Origin of the sequence: Streptomyces sp. A012304, from assembly GCF_026008495.1 — a bacterium.
Classification (GTDB): Bacteria; Actinomycetota; Actinomycetes; order Streptomycetales; family Streptomycetaceae; genus Streptomyces.
In genome coordinates, this window is sequence record NZ_BQUN01000118.1 from 59,345 (window position 1) to 78,668 (window position 19,324).

The following is a 19,324-nucleotide window of genomic DNA, read 5'->3' on the forward strand; positions in this document are numbered from 1 at the left end:
TGCGGCACGTGCCGGATCGATGGACCCGAAGGGCTCCCGAAAAGTACCGGATGCGGACAGCGCAGTGGTCCGCCCCCTCCGTGCGGCGCGGAGGGGGCGGACCGGGGGTCGTGCGTGCCGGGGCAGACGCGGGGATCAGCCCTGGGGAGGTGATCGCTACTGCTTGGGCGCGCCGACCAGCTTTCCGTCGGGGGCCACGGCGTACCACGTGCCGCCGACGCCCTGACCGTTGATGTCGCCGGGTTCCTTGTCACCGGAGAAGGTGTAGATCGGCGAGCAGTTGACCGTCATCTGCTTGACGCCGTCGGGCCGGGTGAAGCTCATCAGGCCCTTCTTCTGGACGCCCTCGGTGTCGTTGGTGGCGACCGGGGCGACGGCCGGCCACTTCTCCAGGCAGTCGCCGAGGCACTTCGTCACCGGCTTCGGCCACGCCTGGTCCTTCACGAAGCGGTAGACCGTCATGCCGTTCTTGTCGACGACGATCTCGCCGAGGTTGGGGTCCTTGCGCACGGACAGGCCCGGCAGGTCGGACAGCTTGGCCTTCTTGCCGTCGGGGGCCAGCGCGAACCACTTGCCGCCCACGCCCTGGCCGTTGGTGTCACCGGGGCCGGTGTCCTTCGCGTAGCGGTACACCGCCCAGCCGTCGATGGTCAGCTGCTTGGTGCCGTCGGAGCGGGTGATCTCGCCGAGCAGGGACTTGTCGATGCCGTCGCCCGCCGTGGCGTCGTCGGCGGGCACGGGCGGCCAGGTGGTCGCGCAGTCGCCGTCGCAGTTGCTCTTGGGCGGTTCGGCGGTGTCCTGGTCGAAGCGGTAGAGGGTCATGCCGTTGGCGTCGGTCAGGATCTTGCCGAGTTCCGTGTTCACGGACACCGACAACTGGCCCGCTCCGGAGCCGCCCTGCCCGCCGGTTGCCGCGCCGGTGCCGGTGCCGGGCGAGGCGCTGGCGCCCGTGCCCGCACCCACGCCCGAGCCCACACCCGCGCCGGTGCCCGTACCGACCCCGCCGATGCCGCTGCCCACGCCCGCGATACCGCCGGCCGGGGCCGTGGCCCCCACGTTCTGGCTCGCGTTCGACGTGCCGCTTTCCTGACCGCACGCCGTCGTCAGCGCCAGAACGGACACGGCGCTCGCCACGAGGGAGGCGCTCCGCCAGGAGGTCTTCATCGTCAACAACTCCCCGATCATCACAAGGGTGTTGCAGCGCCCTGCTGCGCCGCCGCACGGTCATGGGTACGCATGTCGGTGGGCGTTGTGTTCAACCGGGACACAAAAAACTTTCCGCCGCCTGTGACACCGCCCGTTTCGGACCGTTCCGCTCGCACATGAGTACGCCGAGCCGGACGTGCGAACGCCCGCCGGCCAAACCCTCCGGCGGGAGACTTCCCCCGTTCGGGGCAATCGGTGCCGCGCGCGGGCGCCGGTCCGCGCGGCAGGCCTCATGATCTCGGTCGTGCATGGACCCGAACCGACCCGATCCGCCCGCGCCACCAGGGCTGTGGCCCTGGTGGCCGGGGTCTGGATCCTCGCGGCCGCGCCGGCCGGGGTGGCCGTGGCCGACGCCTGCGCGTACGCCTCGACGGGCCCGGGCGGCACCGAGGCGGTCGCGGTCGCGGGGAGTTCGCCGTGGCCGACTCCGCCCAAGTGCCCGGTGCCGAAGCCGACGCCCAGTCCGACGCCGCCGAAGCCCCGGCCGAAGCCTCCGCCCCCGCCGGCACCGGCCGCACCGCCGGCACCGGCCGCGCCGCTGCCCCGGCCGACGCCGCCGCCCCCACCTCCACCGCCTCCGCCGCCCGCCCCGGAGCCGACGCCCAGGGCGACACCCACGCCCACGCCACGCCCCTCCGTGACCCCCGTGAGCTATCCGGCGTACCGGCCCGCGCCGCGCGGGCGGCCCGCCCGCAGCGGTCCGTCGCCGGTCACCTACGTCCTGCTCATCACCGCGCCCGCCGTGGTCGCCGTCGCCGCGCTGCGGCCGCGCTAGTGCCGATCCAGGAGGCATCACTTGCCGGAATGGCTTGTTCTCACCCTCGCGATGGCCGCCGCCTGCGCGGTGGTGGTCATCGTCACCCTCGTACGGCACCGCACGGCGGCCGATGACGAGGACCCCAGCGAGACCCCGGACGTCATCGAGTACATGACGATGTGGATCGGCGTGGTGTACGCCATCGTCCTGGGCCTGGCCATCGCCGGTGTCTGGGAGGCCCGCAGCGCCGCCCAGGACCACGTCCAGGCGGAGGCCCAGGCGCTGCACGAGATCTCGGAGCGGGTCCGGGTGTACCCGGCCGATGTGCGCGACCGTGTGCGCGACGACGTCAACGCCTATGTCGGACACGTCGTCACCACCGAGTGGAAGGCGATGGCCGACGACGGCCGGGTGACCGAGCGGGGTGGGGAACTCCTCGCCCGGCTGCGCGCGGATCTCACCGACCACCGGCCGCGCTCGGACTTCGAGGCGCAGGCCTACCAGCCGCTCCTGGACCAGCTGGCCGCCGCCGACCAGGCGCGCAACGCCCGGGCCGACGCGATCGAGCCGACCATGCCCGGGGTGGTGTGGTTCGGGCTGCTCGCCGGGGCCGTCGTCACCATCGGCATGGTCTTCGCGCTCCAGATCCGGCGTACCGCGCGGGAACTGATCCTGGCCGGGCTGTTCTCCGCCCTGATCGCGTTCCTGCTCTTCCTGATCTGGGACTTCGACGCGCCCTACAGCCGGGGCATCACCGCGTCGCCGGAGCCGTTCCTGCATCTCTTCCCGGACGTCGGGGACTGAGGACCGCGCGGCGCCCGGTCCGGCGGGTGCCGCGCACACGCGGCAAACCTTCGCCCCGGCCCTCTCGGAGGGGGCCGGGGCGAACGCCTGTGACATGCGTGGTCCGGGGGCGGGGCGGCGGTCAGGCGCGGCGCTCGGCGCGGCGGCGCATCCAGAACACGCCGCCGCCGATGACGGCCGCGGCCACGAGCCCACCGCCGATGGCGATGTCGGTGGGGGTGGCGCCGCTGGAGGTGCTGCCGCCGAGACCGCCGCGGACGCCGCCGATGACGGTGAAGGCGGCCGGGTTGGTGAGGGTACGGCCGTCGCAGCGGACCGTGATGGAGTGTGTGCCGGGGGTCGCGTTGTTGCTGACCGTGGCGGTGCCCCTGGACGTATGGTGCGCGCCGCTGATCGGTGTCAGCGTGGTCGTCGGGAACGCGTCGGAGCTCATGGTGCCGCCGCGGGGGCAGCCGTCCACGGTGACGGTCAACTGGCCGCCGCGGGCGATGACACTGGGCAGCGCGACGATGTTGCTGGGGTTGACGTTAACGCCGTCCCGGGCGACGGCTGTGGGGGCGGCGAGGCCGAGGGCGGTGACCGCGACGGCCGACGCCGCCGAGACGGCCAGAAAACGAGTGGTGCGCATGTGATCCTCCGCGGAAGGCGCCCCGGGGCCCTTCCCCGGTCTGTTCGGCGAGACAGCACCTTCCAGAACGACCCTCAGACGCCGTGCCCCGACCCGCATGTCGGGAATGGTCCGTCCTGGTGAGAGGACACGCCGGGCGGACAGCGCGTGATCGGATATCGCCGCAGGTCACGGGCCGTCAGAAAATATCTGCCGATGGCAACTCGGATGGCGCACCGAAGGACACGGGGGCCACCCGTTCGCCGCGGCGGCGTCGCCGGTTCACCGTGCGGGACTTAGCGTTTTCGTCATGCGGCGTTCTGTCATGCGCGAAAGGGCGTGGCGAGCCGCGTCGAAAGGGGATGGCGATGTCTGGGTTCGAGCTGTTCGGGATGGTGGAAGAGGAGGAGCAGCGGCCGAAGAAGCGCGCCCCGTGGGGTGTGATAGCGCTTGTTCTGCTGACCGGCCTCGCGCTCATCCGGAACGGTTCGGGGGAGTTCGAGGTCGGCCCGCCGCAGCCGGCCTCGGCGGCTGCCGCGGAGGCGGGCACCGCCCAGGGCGCCGGCCGGGCGGATCCGCTGCCCTACGGTGTGCCGGACCGCGTCCGGATCTCCGCCATCCAGGTCGACGCGCCGATCATGCCGGTCGGGCTGGACATCGACGGCTGGGTGGCGGCTCCCCCGCCGGAGGATCCGAATCTGGCCGGCTGGTTCACCGGTGCCGTCTCGCCCGGGGAAAAAGGGACCGCGGTCGTCGTCGGCCATGTCGACAACGCGCAGGGGCCGGCCGTTTTCTACGGCCTCGGGGCCTTGAAGAAAGGACATCGCGTCGAGGTCGCGCGCAAGGACGGAAAGACCGCGGTGTTCGAGATCTACGGCATCGAGGTGTTCGAGAAGAACAATTTCCCCGGGGACCGGGTGTACGCGTCGAAGGGGTCCCCCGAATTGCGGGTGATCACCTGCGGCGGTGGTTTCTCCAAGGCGAACGGATACGACGGGAACGTGGTCGTCTTCGCCCGCCTGGTCGAGGTGCGCTGACGGCGTCCCGACCGGGCGGGCGGGCCCCTCAGGCGTACTGCCGGTACGGGACGGTGACGTGGTAGCCGGAGTCCAGCAGCTGGGGCAGGTACCGGCGCAGGGCCAGCACGCTCTGCGTGCGGTCGCCGCCGGCGTCGTGCGAGAGCAGCACCACGCCGGGGCCGGCACCGTGCTCGACACGGTCGACGATGGTGCGGGTACCGGGTGTGGTCCAGTCGAGGGTGTCGACCGTCCAGGCCAGCGGCTCCATGCCGAGTTCGGCGCCGAGCTGGAAGGCGGCGCGGTTCCAGGCTCCGTAGGGGGCGCGGAACCAGCGGGGGCGCTCGCCGTAGGCGTCCTCGATGACGTCGCAGGTGCGGGACATCTCGGAGCGGATCTGTCGGCGGGTCAGCTCGGTGAGCAGGGGGTGCGACCAGGTGTGGTTGCCGACGACATGGCCCTCGTCGGCCATCCGGGCCAGCAGCTCCGGGTGGTCGGCGGCCATCTCCCCGCACACGAAGAACATCGCGCGGACGTCGTACTCGGCGAGGATGTCGAGGACGGCGGGGGTGTAGCGGGGGTGGGGGCCGTCGTCGAAGGTCAGCACCATGGTCCGGCCGCGTCCGTCGAGGCGCAGCAGGGGGGCGCGCCGTACGGGGGTGCGGCCGGGCGTGGTGGTGCGCGACGGGCCGTAGCCGGTGAGCGGCTGGAGGCGGTAGGCGGAGGGCTTCAGCGGGACGCGGCGCGCCGGGGCGCCGGCGACCGGGACGGAGGGCCGGACCGGCTCACCGCCCACGCCCCACACGAACAGTCCGGCGGTGCCGGCCGCGCCGACGGCGGCGGCGCCGGCGAGCAGCGCCCGGCGCCGCGTGAACAACGGATCCTTCTGCATGAGTCATCAGTCGCCCGGGGCGGGCCCGACGCACCCCGGCGACACCGCGTCGGCGGCACGAATCCACCCGTTCGGCCCAGTGGTACGCCACGGCGGCCGGACCCGTGCGTTCCGATAGCCTCGGGCCGTGACGGAACAGCACACGCACCGGTTCGAGCGGGGTACGGACGGGCCGAAGGTGATCCTGGTCGGCGTGGACGGCTCGGACTCCTCACTGCGGGCCGCGGCCTACGCCGGCGGTCTGGCCCGGCGGCAGCACGCGCTGCTCGCCGTCGTGTACGTCCAGCCCGTGCAGGCGGCCGGCGCAGTGCTCGGAGCGCCGCTCGCGGAGACGACGGAAGAGATCGCCGAGGACATCGTGGCGCAGATCCGGGACGCCGCCGAGCGGCTCAAGGGGATGTTCGACGTGCGCTGGGAGTTCCACACGTTCCGCGGCGACCCCTACAGCGGCCTGGTGCGGGCGGCGGACGAGCTCAAGGCGGACGCGGTGGTGGTGGGCGCCTCGGAACAGGCCGGCCACCGGCTCGTGGGCTCGGTGGCGGTCCGCCTGGTGAAGTCGGGACGGTGGCCGGTGACGGTGGTGCCGTGACCCCGCCTCCGGTGACGGGCGGCGGTGTGCCGGCCGCCCGTCACCGGAGGCGGTGTGCCGCGCGGACGCGGGCCCCCGTCACACCGGCCCGTCCGGTCCGGGCTACTTCCCCGCCCGCAGGCCGTCCTTGGCCGCTCCCCGGCTGAGGACGACGGTGGTGATGCGGTCGCGGGGGCCCCGGACGTCGGCGCCCTGGGCGAGGGCCTTGTTCAGGTCGACGATGCGGCCGGCGTCGATGTCGAACAGCTGGGGGACGAACGTGGCCTTGGTGACCTCCCAGCGGCCGCCGGGGCGGGCGGGTGCGGAGAAGGTGAAGCGGGCGAGGGTGGACTGGTTGCCGCGCGGGTCCACCACCCCCTGGTGGTTGGTCATCTCGCCGGCGATCTGGTCGCCCATGCCGTACACCACCCAGGTGCCGTTGACCTTCTCGTACGCCTGGGGGACGTGGGCGTGGGTGCCCAGGATCAGGTCGATGTCGGGGCGGCCCCCGGTGCGGGATGCGGTGAGGGTGCGGGCGAGGGCGAGCTGGCGGTCGTCCGGCGCGTCCTGCCACTCCGTGCCCCAGTGCAGGGAGACGACGACCACGTCGGCGCCCGCCTGACGGGCGGCCTGGGCGTCGGCGAGGATCCGGTTCTCGTCGATGCGGTGGACGGCCCAGGGCCGGCCGGGCGGCAGCGGGTGGCCGTTGGTGTCATAGGTGTAGGCGAGGTGGGCGACCTTCGCGGGGCCCGCGGGCAGGACGGTGACGGTGTTGGCCTCGGCCTCGGTGCGGGCGGTGCCGGCGTGCCGGACGCCCGCGCCGTCGAGGGCGTCCAGGGTGCGGCGGATGCCGTCGGCGCCGTCGTCGAGGCTGTGGTTGGAGGCGGTGGAGCAGCCGTCGTAGCCGGTGGCGGCGAGGGCGTCGGCGATCTCGGGCGGGGACTTGAAGAGGGGATAGCCGGTGTAGACGCCGTCGGCGCCGTACACGGTCTCCATGTGGCACAGGGCGACGTCGGCGCGGGCGACGACGGCCCGGACCCCCGAGAACATGGGCCGGAAGTCGTAGCCGCGGCCGCCGGCGTCGAAGCGCGCGCGGTCGATGATCGACGTGTGCGGGAGGATGTCGCCGGAGGCCACGAGGGTGAACTCGCGGGCGGTGGAGGGGGCCGGGTGGCCCGGCCGGGCGGTCGACCGGTGCTCGTCCGCCTGGCAGGCGGCGGCCGCGGCGAGGAGAGCGGTCAGGGCCAGCGCCACCTGGTGTCTGCGTGCGATCACCGGATCACCCCACTTCCTGATGATTGTCGTATTTACGCACGCCTTACTACTAGTCCATGGGCGCGGACGTACGCCCCCGCCGCTCCCTGCGGGCCCCGCGATGCCCGCGATCGGCGTAGCCGGGACCGTTCGTCGAACCGTTCGTCGACGCGATCGACCGTCCGCCGCACAGACGTGTACGTGGCCTGTCCCGAAGCGGCCCCCTGCGGTGCCATACGCCCATGACCGCCGGAACCACCCTCACCGCCAGGACGACGACCGCCGAGCACGAACTCGCCGAGCTCCAGCGCGACCACGGCCGGCCGCTCTTCGCGCTGCTGCTGAGGCTGTGCGACGGCGACCGCCAGCGCGCCGAGGACCTCGTCCAGGAGACCCTGGTGCGCGCCTGGCAGCATCCCGAGGCACTGCGCGCCGACTCCTTCGACTCCGTACGGCCCTGGCTGCTGACCGTGGGCCGGCGCCTCGCGATCGACGCGCGGCGGGCCCGGCAGGCGCGGCCCGCCGAGGTCGGGGACGCGGTCCTCGAGAACGCGCCGGTCTGCGCCGACCACGCCGAGCGGGCGGCCGCGGCCCTCGACGTCCGTGAGGCTGTGAAGACACTCACTCCGGAGCACCGTGAAGTCCTGGTGCTGGTGTATTTCCAGGGGGCCAGTGTGGCGGAGGCCGCCGAAACCCTCGGCATTCCGCCCGGTACGGTGAAGTCGCGCGCGTACTACGCGCTGCGCGCCCTGCGCCGGGTGCTCCCGGGGTACGCGCCCGACCTGCGCTGAAACCCACGGTCGAGTCAAACCTCCGTAAAGCGCCTTGCCGAGGACCCCGGTTGAGTAATCGGGTGTCCTTATCCGTGTTCCGGATGGGAGTCCCGGCATCGGGTGACGCGCAGGCACCGGAGGAAGGCAGGAAGGGATGCTGCACAGAGGTCATCAGAGCACGGACGGCGCCGACGGCGGGGAACTAACCGTCCCCATGGCCTGGTTGTACGCCGAGTACATCGCCGACGAACTGCTGCGGACCGGCGATCTCATGCCGCCGACGTCCTTCGAGTTCCGCGCCGGGCGCGACGCGCTGGCGCTGACCATCTTCCTGTCCGACACGGACGGCGAACTGCCCGGCATCCGGGTCGTCACCCAGTTGGAGACCTGGCTCTCGCTGACCGCGTACGACCAGCCGTGGCAGGACTGGGTCGGCGAGCGCATGGCCCAGCTGACGGCGGAGGCCGCCGCGTCGCAGGGGCCCGCACCCGATCTCGACCTGGCCGCGGCGGCCTGGCGCTGGCTGGAGGAGACCGAGCTGCTCGCCCCCGACCTGAACGCGGTGCCGGGCGGCACCGCGGGCGTCGGCGAGGACGAGGGACCCAAGGTCTGGACGCCCGCCTGGCAGCTCGGACTGCCCCTCGGGCACCTCGCCATCCATCTTTTCTAGATTCCGACCAATCCGCGGGCCGACCCGCTCCGAACACTTGGGTCACGATTCGGTACGCGCCTTGAGTGATTCTCGCCCCTGGTCCGTACCGGTGGGAGCAAGGAGTAACCCCACTGGCACCCAACGGCACGAGGATGCGGCATGAGGTCCCTGGAGAGGCATCGCGACGTCGGCGCGTACGCGCTCGGCGTGCTGGACGAAGCGGAGGCCTTCCGCTTCGAGGACCACCTCATGGAGTGTCCTCGTTGCGCGGCGGAGGTCACCGAGTTCGGTCCCACCACCCGGCAGTTGATGCTGTACCGGCGGGCGACACCGCGCAGCGTCCATCCCTTCGCCGGACCGGGGCCCCGGCTGCTGGACCGGCTCCTGGGCGAGGTGGCCGCCCGGCGGCGGGCCGCCCGGCGCCGGCTGCTGTTCGCCGTGGCCGCCTCGGTGGTGGCCGCGCTCGCCGGGCCCGCGATCGCGATGTCCGTGGGCGGCGGCGAGAACCCCGTGCGGATCACCGCGACCGACGAGCGCTCCGGGGTGTGGGCGCAGGTCACGTCCGAGAACGAGGCCTGGGGCAGCGACATCGAGCTGAAGATCAAGGACGCCGCGGGCCCCCGCGCCTGCCATCTGATCGTCATCGGCCGCGACGGCACGGAGCACACGGTCACCTCCTGGAACGCCCCCCACCACGACGCCCGCCCCAACACCATGCAGGGCGGCGCCGCCCTGCACCCCGACGAGATCGTCCGGTACGAGGTACGCACGAACGACGGGGAGCGGCTGGTCGTCCTGGACGCCGACTAGATTCCACCCGAAGTCCGGCCGGTGATTTCCCGCGGTTTTCCACCAGGGAATTCAGCCTCGCACCGGCCGGTCATCGAAAAAGTTGAGCATTCTACGGATCCGATGTATTCCCTGGGAATTTGCCACCGTGCGGCCAGCGGCGGAAAATGAACGGGAGACGTGGAGCCACCGGCGATCCGCTCCGCGCCGCCCCTTGAAGCAAGACGGAAACCGACGAAAACCGATGGAAAACGATGGAAACCGAGGAAAAGGGGCCTCCCGGTGGACAGGACCCTGCACATCCTCCTGACCGAGGAGGGCGCGGAAGCCGAGGACGTGGCGAGGCTGACCGGCTATCTCCGCGATGAGCTGCTGGAACTCGACGTCGACGATGTCACGGCCGTTCCCGGCGGGGAGGCTCCGCCGGGCGCGCGAGCCGTGGACATCGCCGAGATCGGGGCCCTCATGGTGGCGCTGGGAAGTTCCGCGAACGCGCTGAGCCAGGTGGTCGCCGCGGTGCGCTCGTGGCTCGGCCGATTCCATGAGAACCGCCCGTCATTGCGCCTGGAAATGGACGGCGACGCCATAGAGGTGTCCACGGCGACCGACGAACAGGTCACCGAGGCGTTCAGGGTCTTCATGCAGCGGCATTCGGCGGCGGAGGCCCGGCCATGACGCAATCCCGGCACGCGCTGATCATCGCCAACGACCATTACGACGACCAGGGGCTCAAGAAACTCAGGGCGCCCGCCCAGGACGCCGCCGCCCTCGCCGAGGTGCTGGAGGATCCCCAGATCGGCGATTTCGAGGTCGAGGTGGTGCGCAACGCGCCGGCCGACGTGATGCGCCGGCGCATCCAGGGCTTCTTCAGCGACCGCCGCCGCGACGACACGCTGATGCTGCACTTCTCCTGCCACGGGCTGAAGAGCGAGTCCGGCGAGCTGTACTTCGCCGCCCGGGACACCGAGATGCGGCTGCTGGACGCCACGGCCGTCCCGTCCCAGTTCGTCCGCCAGTGCATGTCCCGCACGAGGGCCGGCCGGACCGTCCTGTTCCTGGACTGCTGCTACGGCGGCGCCTTCTCCCGGGGCGCGTCCGTGCGCGCCGCGGGAGACGTGAACGTCCTGGAGTCCTTCCAGGGCGAGAAGGCGCCCGGCGGGCAGGGCTGGGCCGTCATCACGGCGTCCGACTCCATGGAGTACGCCTTCGAGGGCCCCGATCTCGCCGAGCGCTCCGCTCCGCGCCCGTCGGTGTTCACCCAGGCGGTGGTGGAGGGCTTGAGGACCGGCGAGGCCGATCGCGACGAGGACGGCGAGGTCCGTCTGAACGAGCTGTACGACTACGTCTACGAACAGGTCCGCGAGGAGAACCCGAACCAGACGCCGCGGCGCACGGTGGAGATGCAGGGAGATCCGTGGCTGGCGCACAGCAGGCGCGGCCGCATCAAGATCGCGGCGGCCACCACCCCGTCCCTCCTCCAGGCAGCCATCGACAGCGACAACCCCGTGACCCGGCTGGGCGCCGTGACGGAGCTGAGCCGCCGGCTGCGGGAGGAGTCGCTGCCGGTGGCCGAAGGCGCGCGCCAGGCCCTGGAGGAGATGGCACGCAACGACATCGGACAGGTCGCCGTCGAGGCGAACAGCGCCCTGAGCGTGATCCGCCTGCGGCCGTCGCCCGCCACCCTGGACTTCGGCAGGGTGCGGCAGGGCTCCACGCCGGAGCCGAGATCCGTCATCCTGAGCGGCCATCCCCTGGCCCGCCACTGCGTGGCCCAGTCCACCCAGCGGTGGCTGCGGGTCGAGCCGATGCCGAACGGCCTGAAGGTGGGCGTCGCGACCCACACCCCGGGACACCTGACCGGGGACGTCGTGCTGAAGGGTGTCGCCGACGAGACGGTGGTCCACGTGGAGGTCACCGTGGAGTCGGGGACGGGATCCGTGCCGCAGCGGACGCCCGAGCCCTCCGAGGAGTCGGAGGAGGCGGTGGTCGTCCACACCCCGCCTCAGCAGCAGCCCCCGTCCGGTCCGCCCACCCGGGAGACACCACCGGCGCCGCCGCGGCCCGGGGAACCGCCCCGCACCGTCGGCGAGCGCCCGGAGCGCCACGCTCCGCCCACCCGGACCGGATCGGTGCGCGCCCCCCTCCTCGCGGCGGCCGGGCTGGCCCTGGCCGTCACCTCGGTGGTGTTCGTCGTCCTGGCCGCCGTGGGCGCGATGGAGGCCGTGAACGCGCAGCAGCCGCACATCGACGACCTCCGTGCGCAGTTCGCCGACAACGGCGTGGCGACGTCCCTCACCCTCTGCCTGATCACGGCGGTGCTCGCGCTCGTGCTCTGCGCGATCGCCCGGCACGACCTCCAGGCACACCCCCGGCTCTACGCCCCGTCGCCGACGAGTGTGACGAGATCGCTGGCCTGGACGGCGAAGCTGCTGGCGATCCCGGCGTTCGCCCTGGGGGTGCTCATGGCGATCGCGTACCCGATCGTCAGCGGCTACCTCTGAGCGTCGACCACGGACCGCAAGACACGGACCGCGAGACCACGGATCCTCAGACGCGGACCACGAGACCACGGACCACGGTCAGGGCCGCCTACTTCAGCAGCCGCGACAGCCTCCGGTCCGCCAGCGGCTTCCCGCCCGTCTGGCAGGTCGGGCAGTACTGGAGCGAGGAGTCGCTGAAGGACACCTCATGGATGGTGTCGCCGCAGACCGGGCAGGGCTCGCCGGTCCGGCCGTGGACGCGCAGGCCGCTCTTCTTCTCCGCCTTGAGCCGGCCGGCGGCCACGCCCCGTGAGCGTTCCACCGCCTGGGTGAGCGTCGTGCGCAGGGCCTCGTACAGGGTGTGGGTCTCGTCCGCGGTGAGGGAGGCGGCGAGCTTGAAGGGGGACATGCGTGCCGCGTGCAGGATCTCGTCGCTGTAGGCGTTGCCGACGCCCGCGATCAGGCTCTGGTCGCGCAGGGCGCCCTTGAGCTGCCGCCGTTCACCCGAGAGGAGGGCGGCGAGGCGGTCCTCGTCGAAGTCGGGCGCGAGCGGGTCGGGGCCGAGGCGGGCCACCCCGGGAACCTCCCGCGGGTCCCGCACGACGTACACCGCGAGCCGTTTCTGTGTGCCGGCCTCGGTGAGGTCGAAGCCCTCGCCGGTCTCCAGGGCGACCCGCAGCGCGAGGGGCCCCTTGCCGGGGCGGGGCGGGCCGTCGGGGAGGCGGTCCTTCCACTGGAGCCAGCCGGCGCGGGCGAGGTGCGTCACGAGGTGGGGGCCGTCGGCGGTCTCCAGATCGAGGAACTTGCCGTGCCGGCGCACCGCGGTGACCTCGTGGCCCTCGACGGCCGCGAGCGGCGGATCGTAGGTCTTCAGGACACTGATCGCGACCGGCAGCACCCGGACGATCTCATGACCGACCAGGTGCTCGACGAGGAAGTCCTTGAGCGCTTCGACCTCGGGGAGTTCCGGCATACGTCCAGGGTGCCACCGCACGCCGCGGCTCTCAGGTCAGGCCGCGCCCCCTCGGCCCGGGTCCCCCACCACGAACTCGCACCACACGCACTTGCCGCCGCCCCGCGCCTCCACGCCCCACTCGTCGGCGAGCAGGTGGACCAGCAGCAGGCCGCGGCCGGAGACGCCGGACTCGCCCGCCTCACGGCGGCGGGGCAGGGCGCTGGAGGAGTCCTCGACCTCGACGCGCAGCCGGCGGTCGGGGCCGGTGAGGACCCGCAGGGTGACGATGGCCGCGCCCTCGGTGTGCATGAGGGCGTTGGTGATCAGCTCGTCGGCGACCAGCTCGATCTCGTCGGCGCGGTCCCGGCCGCCCCAGGCGCGGACGGCGGCGCGGATCATGTGCCGGGCGTGGGTGAGGGCCTCCGGGTCGCCCGGCGCGACGTGCTGCTGGAGCCGGCCGCCGGCCTTCGGGGACTGCAGGCCGCGCCGGCGCAGCAGCAGGAGGGCCACGTCGTCGTCCCCGCCGCGTTCCTCGGCGACGTCGATGAGCTGGTCCGCGAGTCTGCGGACGTCCTGGGGCCCGGCGGCGATCAGGGAGGTCAGGGCGCGCATGCCGTCGTCGAGGTCGGCGCCGGGCTGTTCGACCAGGCCGTCGGTGCACAGCAGCAGCGTGTCACCGGGGTCGAGTTCCAGGGTGGCGACCGGGTACTCGAGGCTGCCGAACTCGGCGGACAGGCCGAGCGGCAGCCCGCCGGGGACGGGGACGCGACGGCAGCTGCCGTCGGTGGCGCGCACCAGCGGGTCGATGTGTCCGGCGCGCACCGCCTGGACGACGCCGGTGGACAGGTCGGCCTCCGCGTACAGGCAGGTCGCGAAGCGGTCGGTGTCGAGTTCGTGCAGGAAGACGGAGGCGCGGGCCATCACGGTCGCCGGGGTGTGCCCCTCGGCGGCATAGGCCTTCAGGACGATGCGGAGCTGGCCCATGACGGCGGCGGCGTGCGTGTCGTGTCCCTGGACGTCGCCGATGACGGCGCCGACCCGGCCGCCGGGCAGCGGGATCAGGTCGTACCAGTCGCCGCCGATGTCCCGGCCGAGGGAGCCGCCGATGGTCGCGGCGCGGTAGCGGACGGCGACGTCGGCGCCCGACACGCTGGGAATGGTGCGCGGCAGCATGGCCTGCTGGAGACCCTGGGCGATGTCGCTCTCCTGCTCGTAGAACATGGCCCGTTGCAGGCTCTGCGCGATGCTGCTGCCGAGGGCGACGAGGATGTTGCGCTCCTCGGAGGTGAAACCGCGCCGGTCGTTGTAGAGCAGGCCCATCGCCCCGATCGGACGGGCCTGCACGATCAGCGGCAGATAGGCGGCGGAGGTGATCCGCAGATCGGTGATGTGCGGCCACAGGACGGGGTAGCCGGCGGCGAACTCCTCCGGTGACTCGATGAACCGGGGAGTGAGGGTGCGCACGACCTCGCTCATCGGATACGGCTCGTCGATCCGGGTGACGAGGGTGCCGGGCACGAAGCTGCCCTCGGGGCCCTCGGCGACCAGCCGGATCCGGCCGGCCTCGACCAGGCCCATGACGAGGCTGGTCGCGCCGAGGTGGGTGAGGCCGTGGGTGTCCTTGAGGACGTCGATGACGTCCCGCACGGTCCGGGCGTGCGCGAGGGCGGCCGTGGTGAGCTGCACGACGTTGGTCTGCTCGCGGCGCGCGTCGTCCTCGAGGGCCGCCTCGTCGCGGCGTTCGGCCAGGTCGCGCAGTTCGTCGGTGGCGTCGCGGACGATGCCGATGATCCGGCGGGGGCGGCCGGTTTCGTCGCGCCGGATGTAGCCCTGGGTGTGGGTCCAGCACGGGGTGCCGTCGCGGCGGCGGATGCGGAAGTAGGCGCCGTAGTTCTCGCTGCCGTCCTTGATGGCCTGGGCGACCAGCGTGTCCAGGCGTCTGGCCTCGGCCGGGGGGACGCGTGGGGACAGGCTCTCCGGGCGACCGTCGTACTCCTCGGGGAGGATGTCGAAGATCTCGTGGGCGCGGGCGTCCATGTGCAACAGCCCGGCGTCCAGGTCCCAGTCGAAGCTGCCCATGCGGTTGAGCGCCAGGATCGGGTCCGGGTGGGCGGGCCAGTCGTCCGGGAGTGACAGGGCGCTCGCTCCCCGATCAACCATGTGGCCACCTTGCCAGGATTTGTCCGATTCTTCGACCTGGAGGGCTCTTGCTTCGAGCCGGAGGGCCCCGCCTCGCGCTGGCGTCTCCGCTGTCGAGCCGAAGGCCCCCGGGGCGTCTTCGCCCGGGTTGCGCACGCCGACACGAGGAACACACAGGGTGACCGGCGTCAGACGTCAGAATGGAGTGAGGAGCGCACCGTCGTGGACTGGTTCACCGCACCCGAGTACTGGCTCAGCCGGCAGGTCTTCCAGCGGGGTCTGGCCTGCCTGTATCTGGTCGCGTTCCTCACGGCGGCGTTGCAGTTCCGGGCGCTGATGGGCGAGCGCGGGATGCTGCCGGTGCCGCGGTACACGGCGCGGATGCCGTTCCGGCGGGCGCCGAGCCTGTTCCACTGGCACTACTCGGACCGTTTCTTCGCCGTCTGCGCCTGGACGGGCTGCGCGGTGGCGGTGGCGCTACTGGCGGGGCTGGACGGGTATCTGCCGCTGTGGGGCGCGATGCTGCTGTGGCTGGTGCCGTGGGCGCTGTACCTGTCGATCGTCAACGTCGGCCAGACCTGGTACGGCTTCGGCTGGGAGTCGCTGCTGCTGGAGACCGGATTCCTCGCGGTGTTCCTCGGCAACGACGAGGTGGCCCCGCCGGTCGTCGTGCTCTTCCTGCTGCGCTGGATCCTGTTCCGCGTGGAGTTCGGGGCGGGCCTGATCAAGATGCGCGGCGACCCCTGCTGGCGGAAGCTGACCTGTCTCGACCACCACCACGAGACCCAGCCGATGCCGGGCCCGTTGAGCTGGTTCTTCCACCATCTGCCGAAGCCCCTGCACCGGGTGGAGGTGGCCGCCAACCACGTCACCCAGCTGGTCGTGCCGTTCCTGCTGTTCACCCCACAGCCGGTCGCCACGGCCGCCGCGTCCCTGATGATCCTGACCCAGCTGTGGCTGGTGCTGTCGGGCAACTTCTCCTGGCTGAACTGGATCACGATCGTGTTGGCGGTCCCCGCGCTGGAACTGCCCGCCGACGCGCCGTCCGTACCCGACGCCCCGCTCTGGTACGTGGTCGTGGTCCTCGCCGTGGCCGCGTTCCTGCTGTTCCTCAGCCACCGCCCGGTGCTCAACATGCTCTCCCGGCGCCAGGTGATGAACCGCTCCTTCGACCCACTGCACCTGGTCAACACCTACGGCGCGTTCGGCAGCGTCAGCCGGATCCGCTACGAGGTGGTGGTCGAGGGCACGCTGGAGGAGGTGCCGCGCGAGGACTCCGACTGGCGGGAGTACGAGTTCAAGGGCAAGCCGGGCGACCCACGGCGCTGGCCGCGTCAGTTCGCGCCCTACCATCTGCGGCTGGACTGGATGATGTGGTTCGCCGCGCTCTCCCCCGCGTACGCCGGCTCCTGGTTCGGAGCGCTGATCGAGCGGCTCCTGGAGAACGACCCCGCCACCCTCCGCCTCCTGCGCCGCTCCCCCTTCCCGCCCGACCGCCCCCCGCGTCACATCCGCGCCCGCCTCTTCCGCTACCGGTACACGACCTGGCGGGAACTGCGCGAGACGGGCGCGTGCTGGCAGCGGACGTATGTGCGCGAGTACCTGCCACCCACCCGGCTGGCGACGGCGGCGCGAAGGCCGTAGCCCGAGCCACTGCCCGCCCGCCGCGACCGAGGGCGGTCGGGCAGGGAGGCGCGGGCCGTGCGCGTCCTGCCCGCTCGCCGCCACCGACGGCGGTCGGTAGGGAGGCGCGGGCCGTGCGGGTCGTGGCGAGCAGGTCGACGGCGAGCCGGGCGCCGACTGCCGTCGGTGGCTCGGCCAGGACCGGGGGCCCGTGCCGGACGGGCCGCCGGTCACCGAGGCCTCCGGACCCGGCGCGGGGGCGCGGTGAGCCGCTCAGCCGCTCCCCACGAACCCTCCGCCACCTCTCGACGCGGCGTTGCGCGCACGGCACAGTTCTCCTCACGTACTCGCCAGTAGCACCCGTACACCGAGGAGCCCCCGTGACCGAGTGGGTCGGCCGGACCGCCGTCGAGATCGCCGCCGCCGTACGCGAGAAGCGGGTCGAGCCGCGGGAGGTGGTGGCGGAGCATCTGGCGCGGATCGAGCGGTTCGACGGCCGGATCGGGGCGTTCCGCACGGTGCGGGCGGAGGCGGCGCTCGCCGAGGCCGACGCGGTGGCCGCCCGCGCCGACCTGGCCGGACTGCCGCTGGCCGGGGTGCCGGTGGCGGTCAAGGACAATCTCGCCGTGCGCGGTGAGTCCGTGCGCGTCGGCTCGGCCGCGACGCCGGACGGGCCCGCGGACGCCGATCACGTCACGGTGGCCCGGCTGCGGGCGGCCGGCGCGGTGGTCGTGGGCCTGACGAACGTGCCCGAACTGTGCGTCTTCGGGACCACCGAGGGCGTCCACGGCACCGCCCGCAACCCGTGGGACACCTCGCGCACCGCGGGCGGCTCGTCCGGCGGCAGCGCGGCCGCGGTCGCCGCCGGGATGGTGCCGATCGCCCTCGGCAACGACGGCATGGGGTCCTTGCGCATACCGGCGGCCAACTGCGGCCTGGTCACGCTGAAGCCGGGTCGCGGGGTGGTGCCGGCCGGGATCGGCGAGGGCGACTGGTTCGGGATGTCGGAGAACGGCCCGCTGGCGACGACGGTGGCGGACGCGCACCTGATGCTGTCGGTGCTCGCCGGCACCGAGGTCGCGGAGGTCCCGGAACCCGCCCGGCTGCGGATCGCCGTCTCCCTGCGCAGTCCCCTGACCGGCGTCACCGTCGGCAGGCCGTACCTGGCGGCGGCGCGGGCGGCGGGCGGGGCGCTGGCCGAGGCCGGGCACCCGGTGCGGCGGGCCGAGCCGTCGTATCCGCTGTCGCTGGGGGTGACCTCGCTCGCGCACTGGACGGCGGGCACGGCCGTCGACGCGGCGGCCCTGGACGCCCGGCTGCTGGCCCGGCGCACCCGGGTGCACGCCGCCGTCGGCAGACGCTTCCTGAGCACCGTGCGCGGCGGCGCGGCGCGGGAGGAACTGCGGCGGCGTCTGGAGCCGTTCTTCGCGGAGCACGACGTCCTGCTGACGCCGGCGCTCGCCCGGCGCTCGCCGCGGTCGGCGCCCTGGCACGAGCGGGGCTGGCTGCGCAATGTCCTGGCGAACACGCGGTACTCGCCGTTGACGCCGCCGTGGAACCTGACCGGCTGGCCGGCGATGGCCGTTCCGTGCGGCACGCTGCCGTCGGGTGCCCCCACCGCGGTGCAGCTGGTGGGGCGGCCGGGGACGGAGGGGGAACTGCTGGCGGTGGCGCGGCGGTTGGAGGAGCTGAGGCCGTGGCGGCGGACGGCGCCGCTCGGCTGAAGGTGGGCCGGAGCGGCGGGGCTCCGCATGGGCGTGGCGCGCGCACGCCCATGCGGCAGGCGATCGCGACGGGTCCTGTCCGGTGGTCAGTCCACGCTGGGCAGGATGTGCGGCTCGGCGAGGTCGTCCTCGTAGCCCGCCAGGCGGATGGGGGCGGAGCGGGCCCACACGTCGAGGCTTCCGATCTCCCCGGGCCGGCGGCCCGCGCGCTCCGAACGTTCCTTCGAGCGCTGTTCGCGATTCGTCTTCTCCGGTGTCACCGCGCACTCCTTATGTGTCGGGTCACCCTCGGGTTGTGCCGGTCAGTCTGCGCTGCGGCGCTCGACACGTCCTGAGGTCTGTCTGAAGGCAGGTCGGACGCTGTGGCGCCGGTAGCTCCGAGGAGAGCAGGCCGTTGTGGACCGGCTTGTCCCATGACGGACGGTGGGTGTGAGGTGGCACTCCGTTCTCTGTCCGTCGGCTCCAGATTAACCAAATGAGCACCGGGCCGCTCGATAGGGCTGAAAAATTTGAATTACCGTGGCGCGTCGCCCTCATGTCCCCCCAGGTGAATTCAACCCTTTCACCCGTGAAGTCACTCGTCAGGCTTCACCCGGACGGACTACGACGGTGATCGCCTGCCGGTCATCGGCGCGCAGTTCAGGTGCCGTTGGCTCGGTCGCAAGGTCGCCATGATCTGCTGGCGTACCGCTACGGCTGTCTCGCGGGAGGACTGACGCATGGTGCTGCGCGGTGTCGAGGAGCTGATGGACCTGCTGTACGCGGGGCGGGGCGTGTGGGACGGCCCGTCCGGCGGGACGCCCGGGGTCGATGTGCTCGAGCACGCGTTGCAGACCGCCGCGCTGCTGCGCCGAAGCCGCCCCGCCGACAAGGAACTCCAGGTGACGGGCCTTGTCCACCCCATCGGCCGGCTGCTGTGCCCGGCCGACGCGGCCGCCCGGGCGGAGCACGCCGCCGACGCCGTACGGCCGCTGCTGGGGGAGCGGGTGGCGGGGCTGGTGCGCCGGCAGCCCTGGCACGGCGCGCCCGCCGACGACGACCTGCTCAGTCTGCGGCAGGCGGACGAGGACGCGCGGGTCGCCGGG

General features: G+C 72.6%; 19 protein-coding genes. 12 read left to right on the forward strand and 7 right to left on the reverse strand.

Annotated elements, in window-relative coordinates; all coding sequences use genetic code 11:
* Positions 1 to 156: 156 nt before the first annotated feature.
* Positions 157 to 1,164 carry an SCO0930 family lipoprotein gene (locus ALMP_RS31860; RefSeq protein WP_264934718.1) on the reverse strand — a complete coding sequence of 336 codons (1,008 nt, stop codon included), beginning with the start codon at positions 1,162 to 1,164 and terminating at the stop codon, positions 157 to 159.
* A 688-nt stretch (positions 1,165 to 1,852) separates the two neighbouring features.
* On the opposite strand from ALMP_RS31860, the gene ALMP_RS31865 reads away from it, so the two are divergent.
* Positions 1,853 to 1,981: a hypothetical protein gene (locus tag ALMP_RS31865; protein ID WP_264934721.1), complete on the forward strand. Its 129-nt coding sequence runs from the start codon at positions 1,853 to 1,855 to the stop codon at positions 1,979 to 1,981.
* Between the two features lie 21 nt (positions 1,982 to 2,002).
* A complete protein-coding gene (locus ALMP_RS31870) occupies positions 2,003 to 2,767 on the forward strand; it encodes a DUF4239 domain-containing protein (protein WP_264934723.1) in 765 nt (254 codons plus the stop codon).
* Between the two features lie 121 nt (positions 2,768 to 2,888).
* On the opposite strand, the gene ALMP_RS31875 is transcribed toward ALMP_RS31870, so the two are convergent.
* Positions 2,889 to 3,395 carry a hypothetical protein gene (locus ALMP_RS31875; protein WP_264934725.1) on the reverse strand — a complete coding sequence of 169 codons (507 nt, stop codon included), beginning with the start codon at positions 3,393 to 3,395 and terminating at the stop codon, positions 2,889 to 2,891.
* Positions 3,396 to 3,742: 347 nt separating this feature from the next.
* On the opposite strand from ALMP_RS31875, the gene ALMP_RS31880 reads away from it, so the two are divergent.
* On the forward strand, positions 3,743 to 4,411 hold the full coding sequence (locus ALMP_RS31880; protein WP_264934767.1) for a class F sortase: 669 nt from the start codon (positions 3,743 to 3,745) through the stop codon (positions 4,409 to 4,411).
* A 28-nt stretch (positions 4,412 to 4,439) separates the two neighbouring features.
* Here ALMP_RS31880 and ALMP_RS31885 read toward each other — a convergent pair whose 3' ends face one another.
* Entirely contained in the window at positions 4,440 to 5,282 is an 843-nt protein-coding gene (locus ALMP_RS31885) for a polysaccharide deacetylase family protein (RefSeq protein ID WP_264934727.1), read from the reverse strand.
* A gap of 127 nt (positions 5,283 to 5,409) precedes the next feature.
* Here ALMP_RS31885 and ALMP_RS31890 point away from each other — a divergent pair, with 127 nt between their 5' ends.
* Positions 5,410 to 5,871 carry a universal stress protein gene (locus ALMP_RS31890; protein ID WP_264934729.1) on the forward strand — a complete coding sequence of 154 codons (462 nt, stop codon included), beginning with the start codon at positions 5,410 to 5,412 and terminating at the stop codon, positions 5,869 to 5,871.
* 102 nt (positions 5,872 to 5,973) lie between these two features.
* Here the strand turns inward: ALMP_RS31890 and ALMP_RS31895 are convergent, their stop codons facing one another.
* A complete protein-coding gene (locus tag ALMP_RS31895) occupies positions 5,974 to 7,125 on the reverse strand; it encodes a CapA family protein (protein WP_264934731.1) in 1,152 nt (383 codons plus the stop codon).
* Positions 7,126 to 7,346: 221 nt separating this feature from the next.
* Here ALMP_RS31895 and ALMP_RS31900 point away from each other — a divergent pair, with 221 nt between their 5' ends.
* The 5 genes from ALMP_RS31900 to ALMP_RS31920 all read left to right on the forward strand — a co-directional run bounded on the left by ALMP_RS31900 (position 7,347) and on the right by ALMP_RS31920 (position 11,819).
* Positions 7,347 to 7,895, forward strand: a complete 549-nt coding sequence (locus ALMP_RS31900) for a sigma-70 family RNA polymerase sigma factor (RefSeq protein ID WP_264934733.1) — start codon at positions 7,347 to 7,349, stop codon at positions 7,893 to 7,895.
* Positions 7,896 to 8,031: 136 nt separating this feature from the next.
* On the forward strand, positions 8,032 to 8,547 hold the full coding sequence (locus tag ALMP_RS31905) for a hypothetical protein (RefSeq protein WP_264934735.1): 516 nt from the start codon (positions 8,032 to 8,034) through the stop codon (positions 8,545 to 8,547).
* A 141-nt stretch (positions 8,548 to 8,688) separates the two neighbouring features.
* On the forward strand, positions 8,689 to 9,339 hold the full coding sequence (locus tag ALMP_RS31910; protein ID WP_264934737.1) for a zf-HC2 domain-containing protein: 651 nt from the start codon (positions 8,689 to 8,691) through the stop codon (positions 9,337 to 9,339).
* A gap of 261 nt (positions 9,340 to 9,600) precedes the next feature.
* Positions 9,601 to 9,993, forward strand: coding sequence for a hypothetical protein (locus tag ALMP_RS31915; protein ID WP_264934739.1), 393 nt, complete (start codon positions 9,601 to 9,603; stop codon positions 9,991 to 9,993).
* Complete coding sequence (locus ALMP_RS31920; protein ID WP_264934741.1) at positions 9,990 to 11,819, forward strand: caspase family protein; 1,830 nt, start codon at positions 9,990 to 9,992, stop codon at positions 11,817 to 11,819. Before ALMP_RS31915 ends, ALMP_RS31920 begins: the two co-directional genes overlap by 4 nt.
* Positions 11,820 to 11,907: 88 nt before the next feature.
* On the opposite strand, the gene ALMP_RS31925 is transcribed toward ALMP_RS31920, so the two are convergent.
* Positions 11,908 to 12,771, reverse strand: a complete 864-nt coding sequence (locus ALMP_RS31925) for an Fpg/Nei family DNA glycosylase (RefSeq protein ID WP_264934742.1) — start codon at positions 12,769 to 12,771, stop codon at positions 11,908 to 11,910.
* Between the two features lie 36 nt (positions 12,772 to 12,807).
* Complete coding sequence (locus ALMP_RS31930; protein ID WP_264934744.1) at positions 12,808 to 14,913, reverse strand: SpoIIE family protein phosphatase; 2,106 nt, start codon at positions 14,911 to 14,913, stop codon at positions 12,808 to 12,810.
* A gap of 201 nt (positions 14,914 to 15,114) precedes the next feature.
* Between ALMP_RS31930 and ALMP_RS31935 the strand changes: the two genes are divergently transcribed.
* Together ALMP_RS31935 and ALMP_RS31940 are read left to right on the forward strand one after the other, a co-directional pair.
* Entirely contained in the window at positions 15,115 to 16,536 is a 1,422-nt protein-coding gene (locus tag ALMP_RS31935; protein ID WP_264934746.1) for a lipase maturation factor family protein, read from the forward strand.
* A gap of 359 nt (positions 16,537 to 16,895) precedes the next feature.
* Positions 16,896 to 18,239: an amidase gene (locus ALMP_RS31940; RefSeq protein ID WP_264934748.1), complete on the forward strand. Its 1,344-nt coding sequence runs from the start codon at positions 16,896 to 16,898 to the stop codon at positions 18,237 to 18,239.
* Positions 18,240 to 18,325: 86 nt separating this feature from the next.
* On the opposite strand, the gene ALMP_RS31945 is transcribed toward ALMP_RS31940, so the two are convergent.
* Positions 18,326 to 18,499, reverse strand: a complete 174-nt coding sequence (locus tag ALMP_RS31945) for a hypothetical protein (protein ID WP_264934749.1) — start codon at positions 18,497 to 18,499, stop codon at positions 18,326 to 18,328.
* Between the two features lie 459 nt (positions 18,500 to 18,958).
* On the opposite strand from ALMP_RS31945, the gene ALMP_RS31950 reads away from it, so the two are divergent.
* Positions 18,959 to 19,324: inositol oxygenase (locus ALMP_RS31950; protein ID WP_264934751.1), on the forward strand; the 366-nt coding region annotated here is incomplete at its 3' end.

What these genes read in the sequence shown, in the direction of transcription:
- ALMP_RS31860 (WP_264934718.1), bottom strand. Translation starts at nt 1,164, where the DNA reads ATGAAGACCTCCTGGCGGAGCGCCTCCCTCGTGGCGAGCGCCGTGTCC.
- ALMP_RS31875 (WP_264934725.1), bottom strand. Translation starts at nt 3,395, where the DNA reads ATGCGCACCACTCGTTTTCTGGCCGTCTCGGCGGCGTCGGCCGTCGCG.
- ALMP_RS31880 (WP_264934767.1), top strand. Translation starts at nt 3,743, where the DNA reads ATGTCTGGGTTCGAGCTGTTCGGGATGGTGGAAGAGGAGGAGCAGCGG.
- ALMP_RS31885 (WP_264934727.1), bottom strand. Translation starts at nt 5,282, where the DNA reads ATGCAGAAGGATCCGTTGTTCACGCGGCGCCGGGCGCTGCTCGCCGGC.
- ALMP_RS31900 (WP_264934733.1), top strand. Translation starts at nt 7,347, where the DNA reads ATGACCGCCGGAACCACCCTCACCGCCAGGACGACGACCGCCGAGCAC.
- ALMP_RS31905 (WP_264934735.1), top strand. Translation starts at nt 8,032, where the DNA reads ATGCTGCACAGAGGTCATCAGAGCACGGACGGCGCCGACGGCGGGGAA.
- ALMP_RS31910 (WP_264934737.1), top strand. Translation starts at nt 8,689, where the DNA reads ATGAGGTCCCTGGAGAGGCATCGCGACGTCGGCGCGTACGCGCTCGGC.
- ALMP_RS31920 (WP_264934741.1), top strand. Translation starts at nt 9,990, where the DNA reads ATGACGCAATCCCGGCACGCGCTGATCATCGCCAACGACCATTACGAC.
- ALMP_RS31925 (WP_264934742.1), bottom strand. Translation starts at nt 12,771, where the DNA reads ATGCCGGAACTCCCCGAGGTCGAAGCGCTCAAGGACTTCCTCGTCGAG.
- ALMP_RS31930 (WP_264934744.1), bottom strand. Translation starts at nt 14,913, where the DNA reads ATGGTTGATCGGGGAGCGAGCGCCCTGTCACTCCCGGACGACTGGCCC.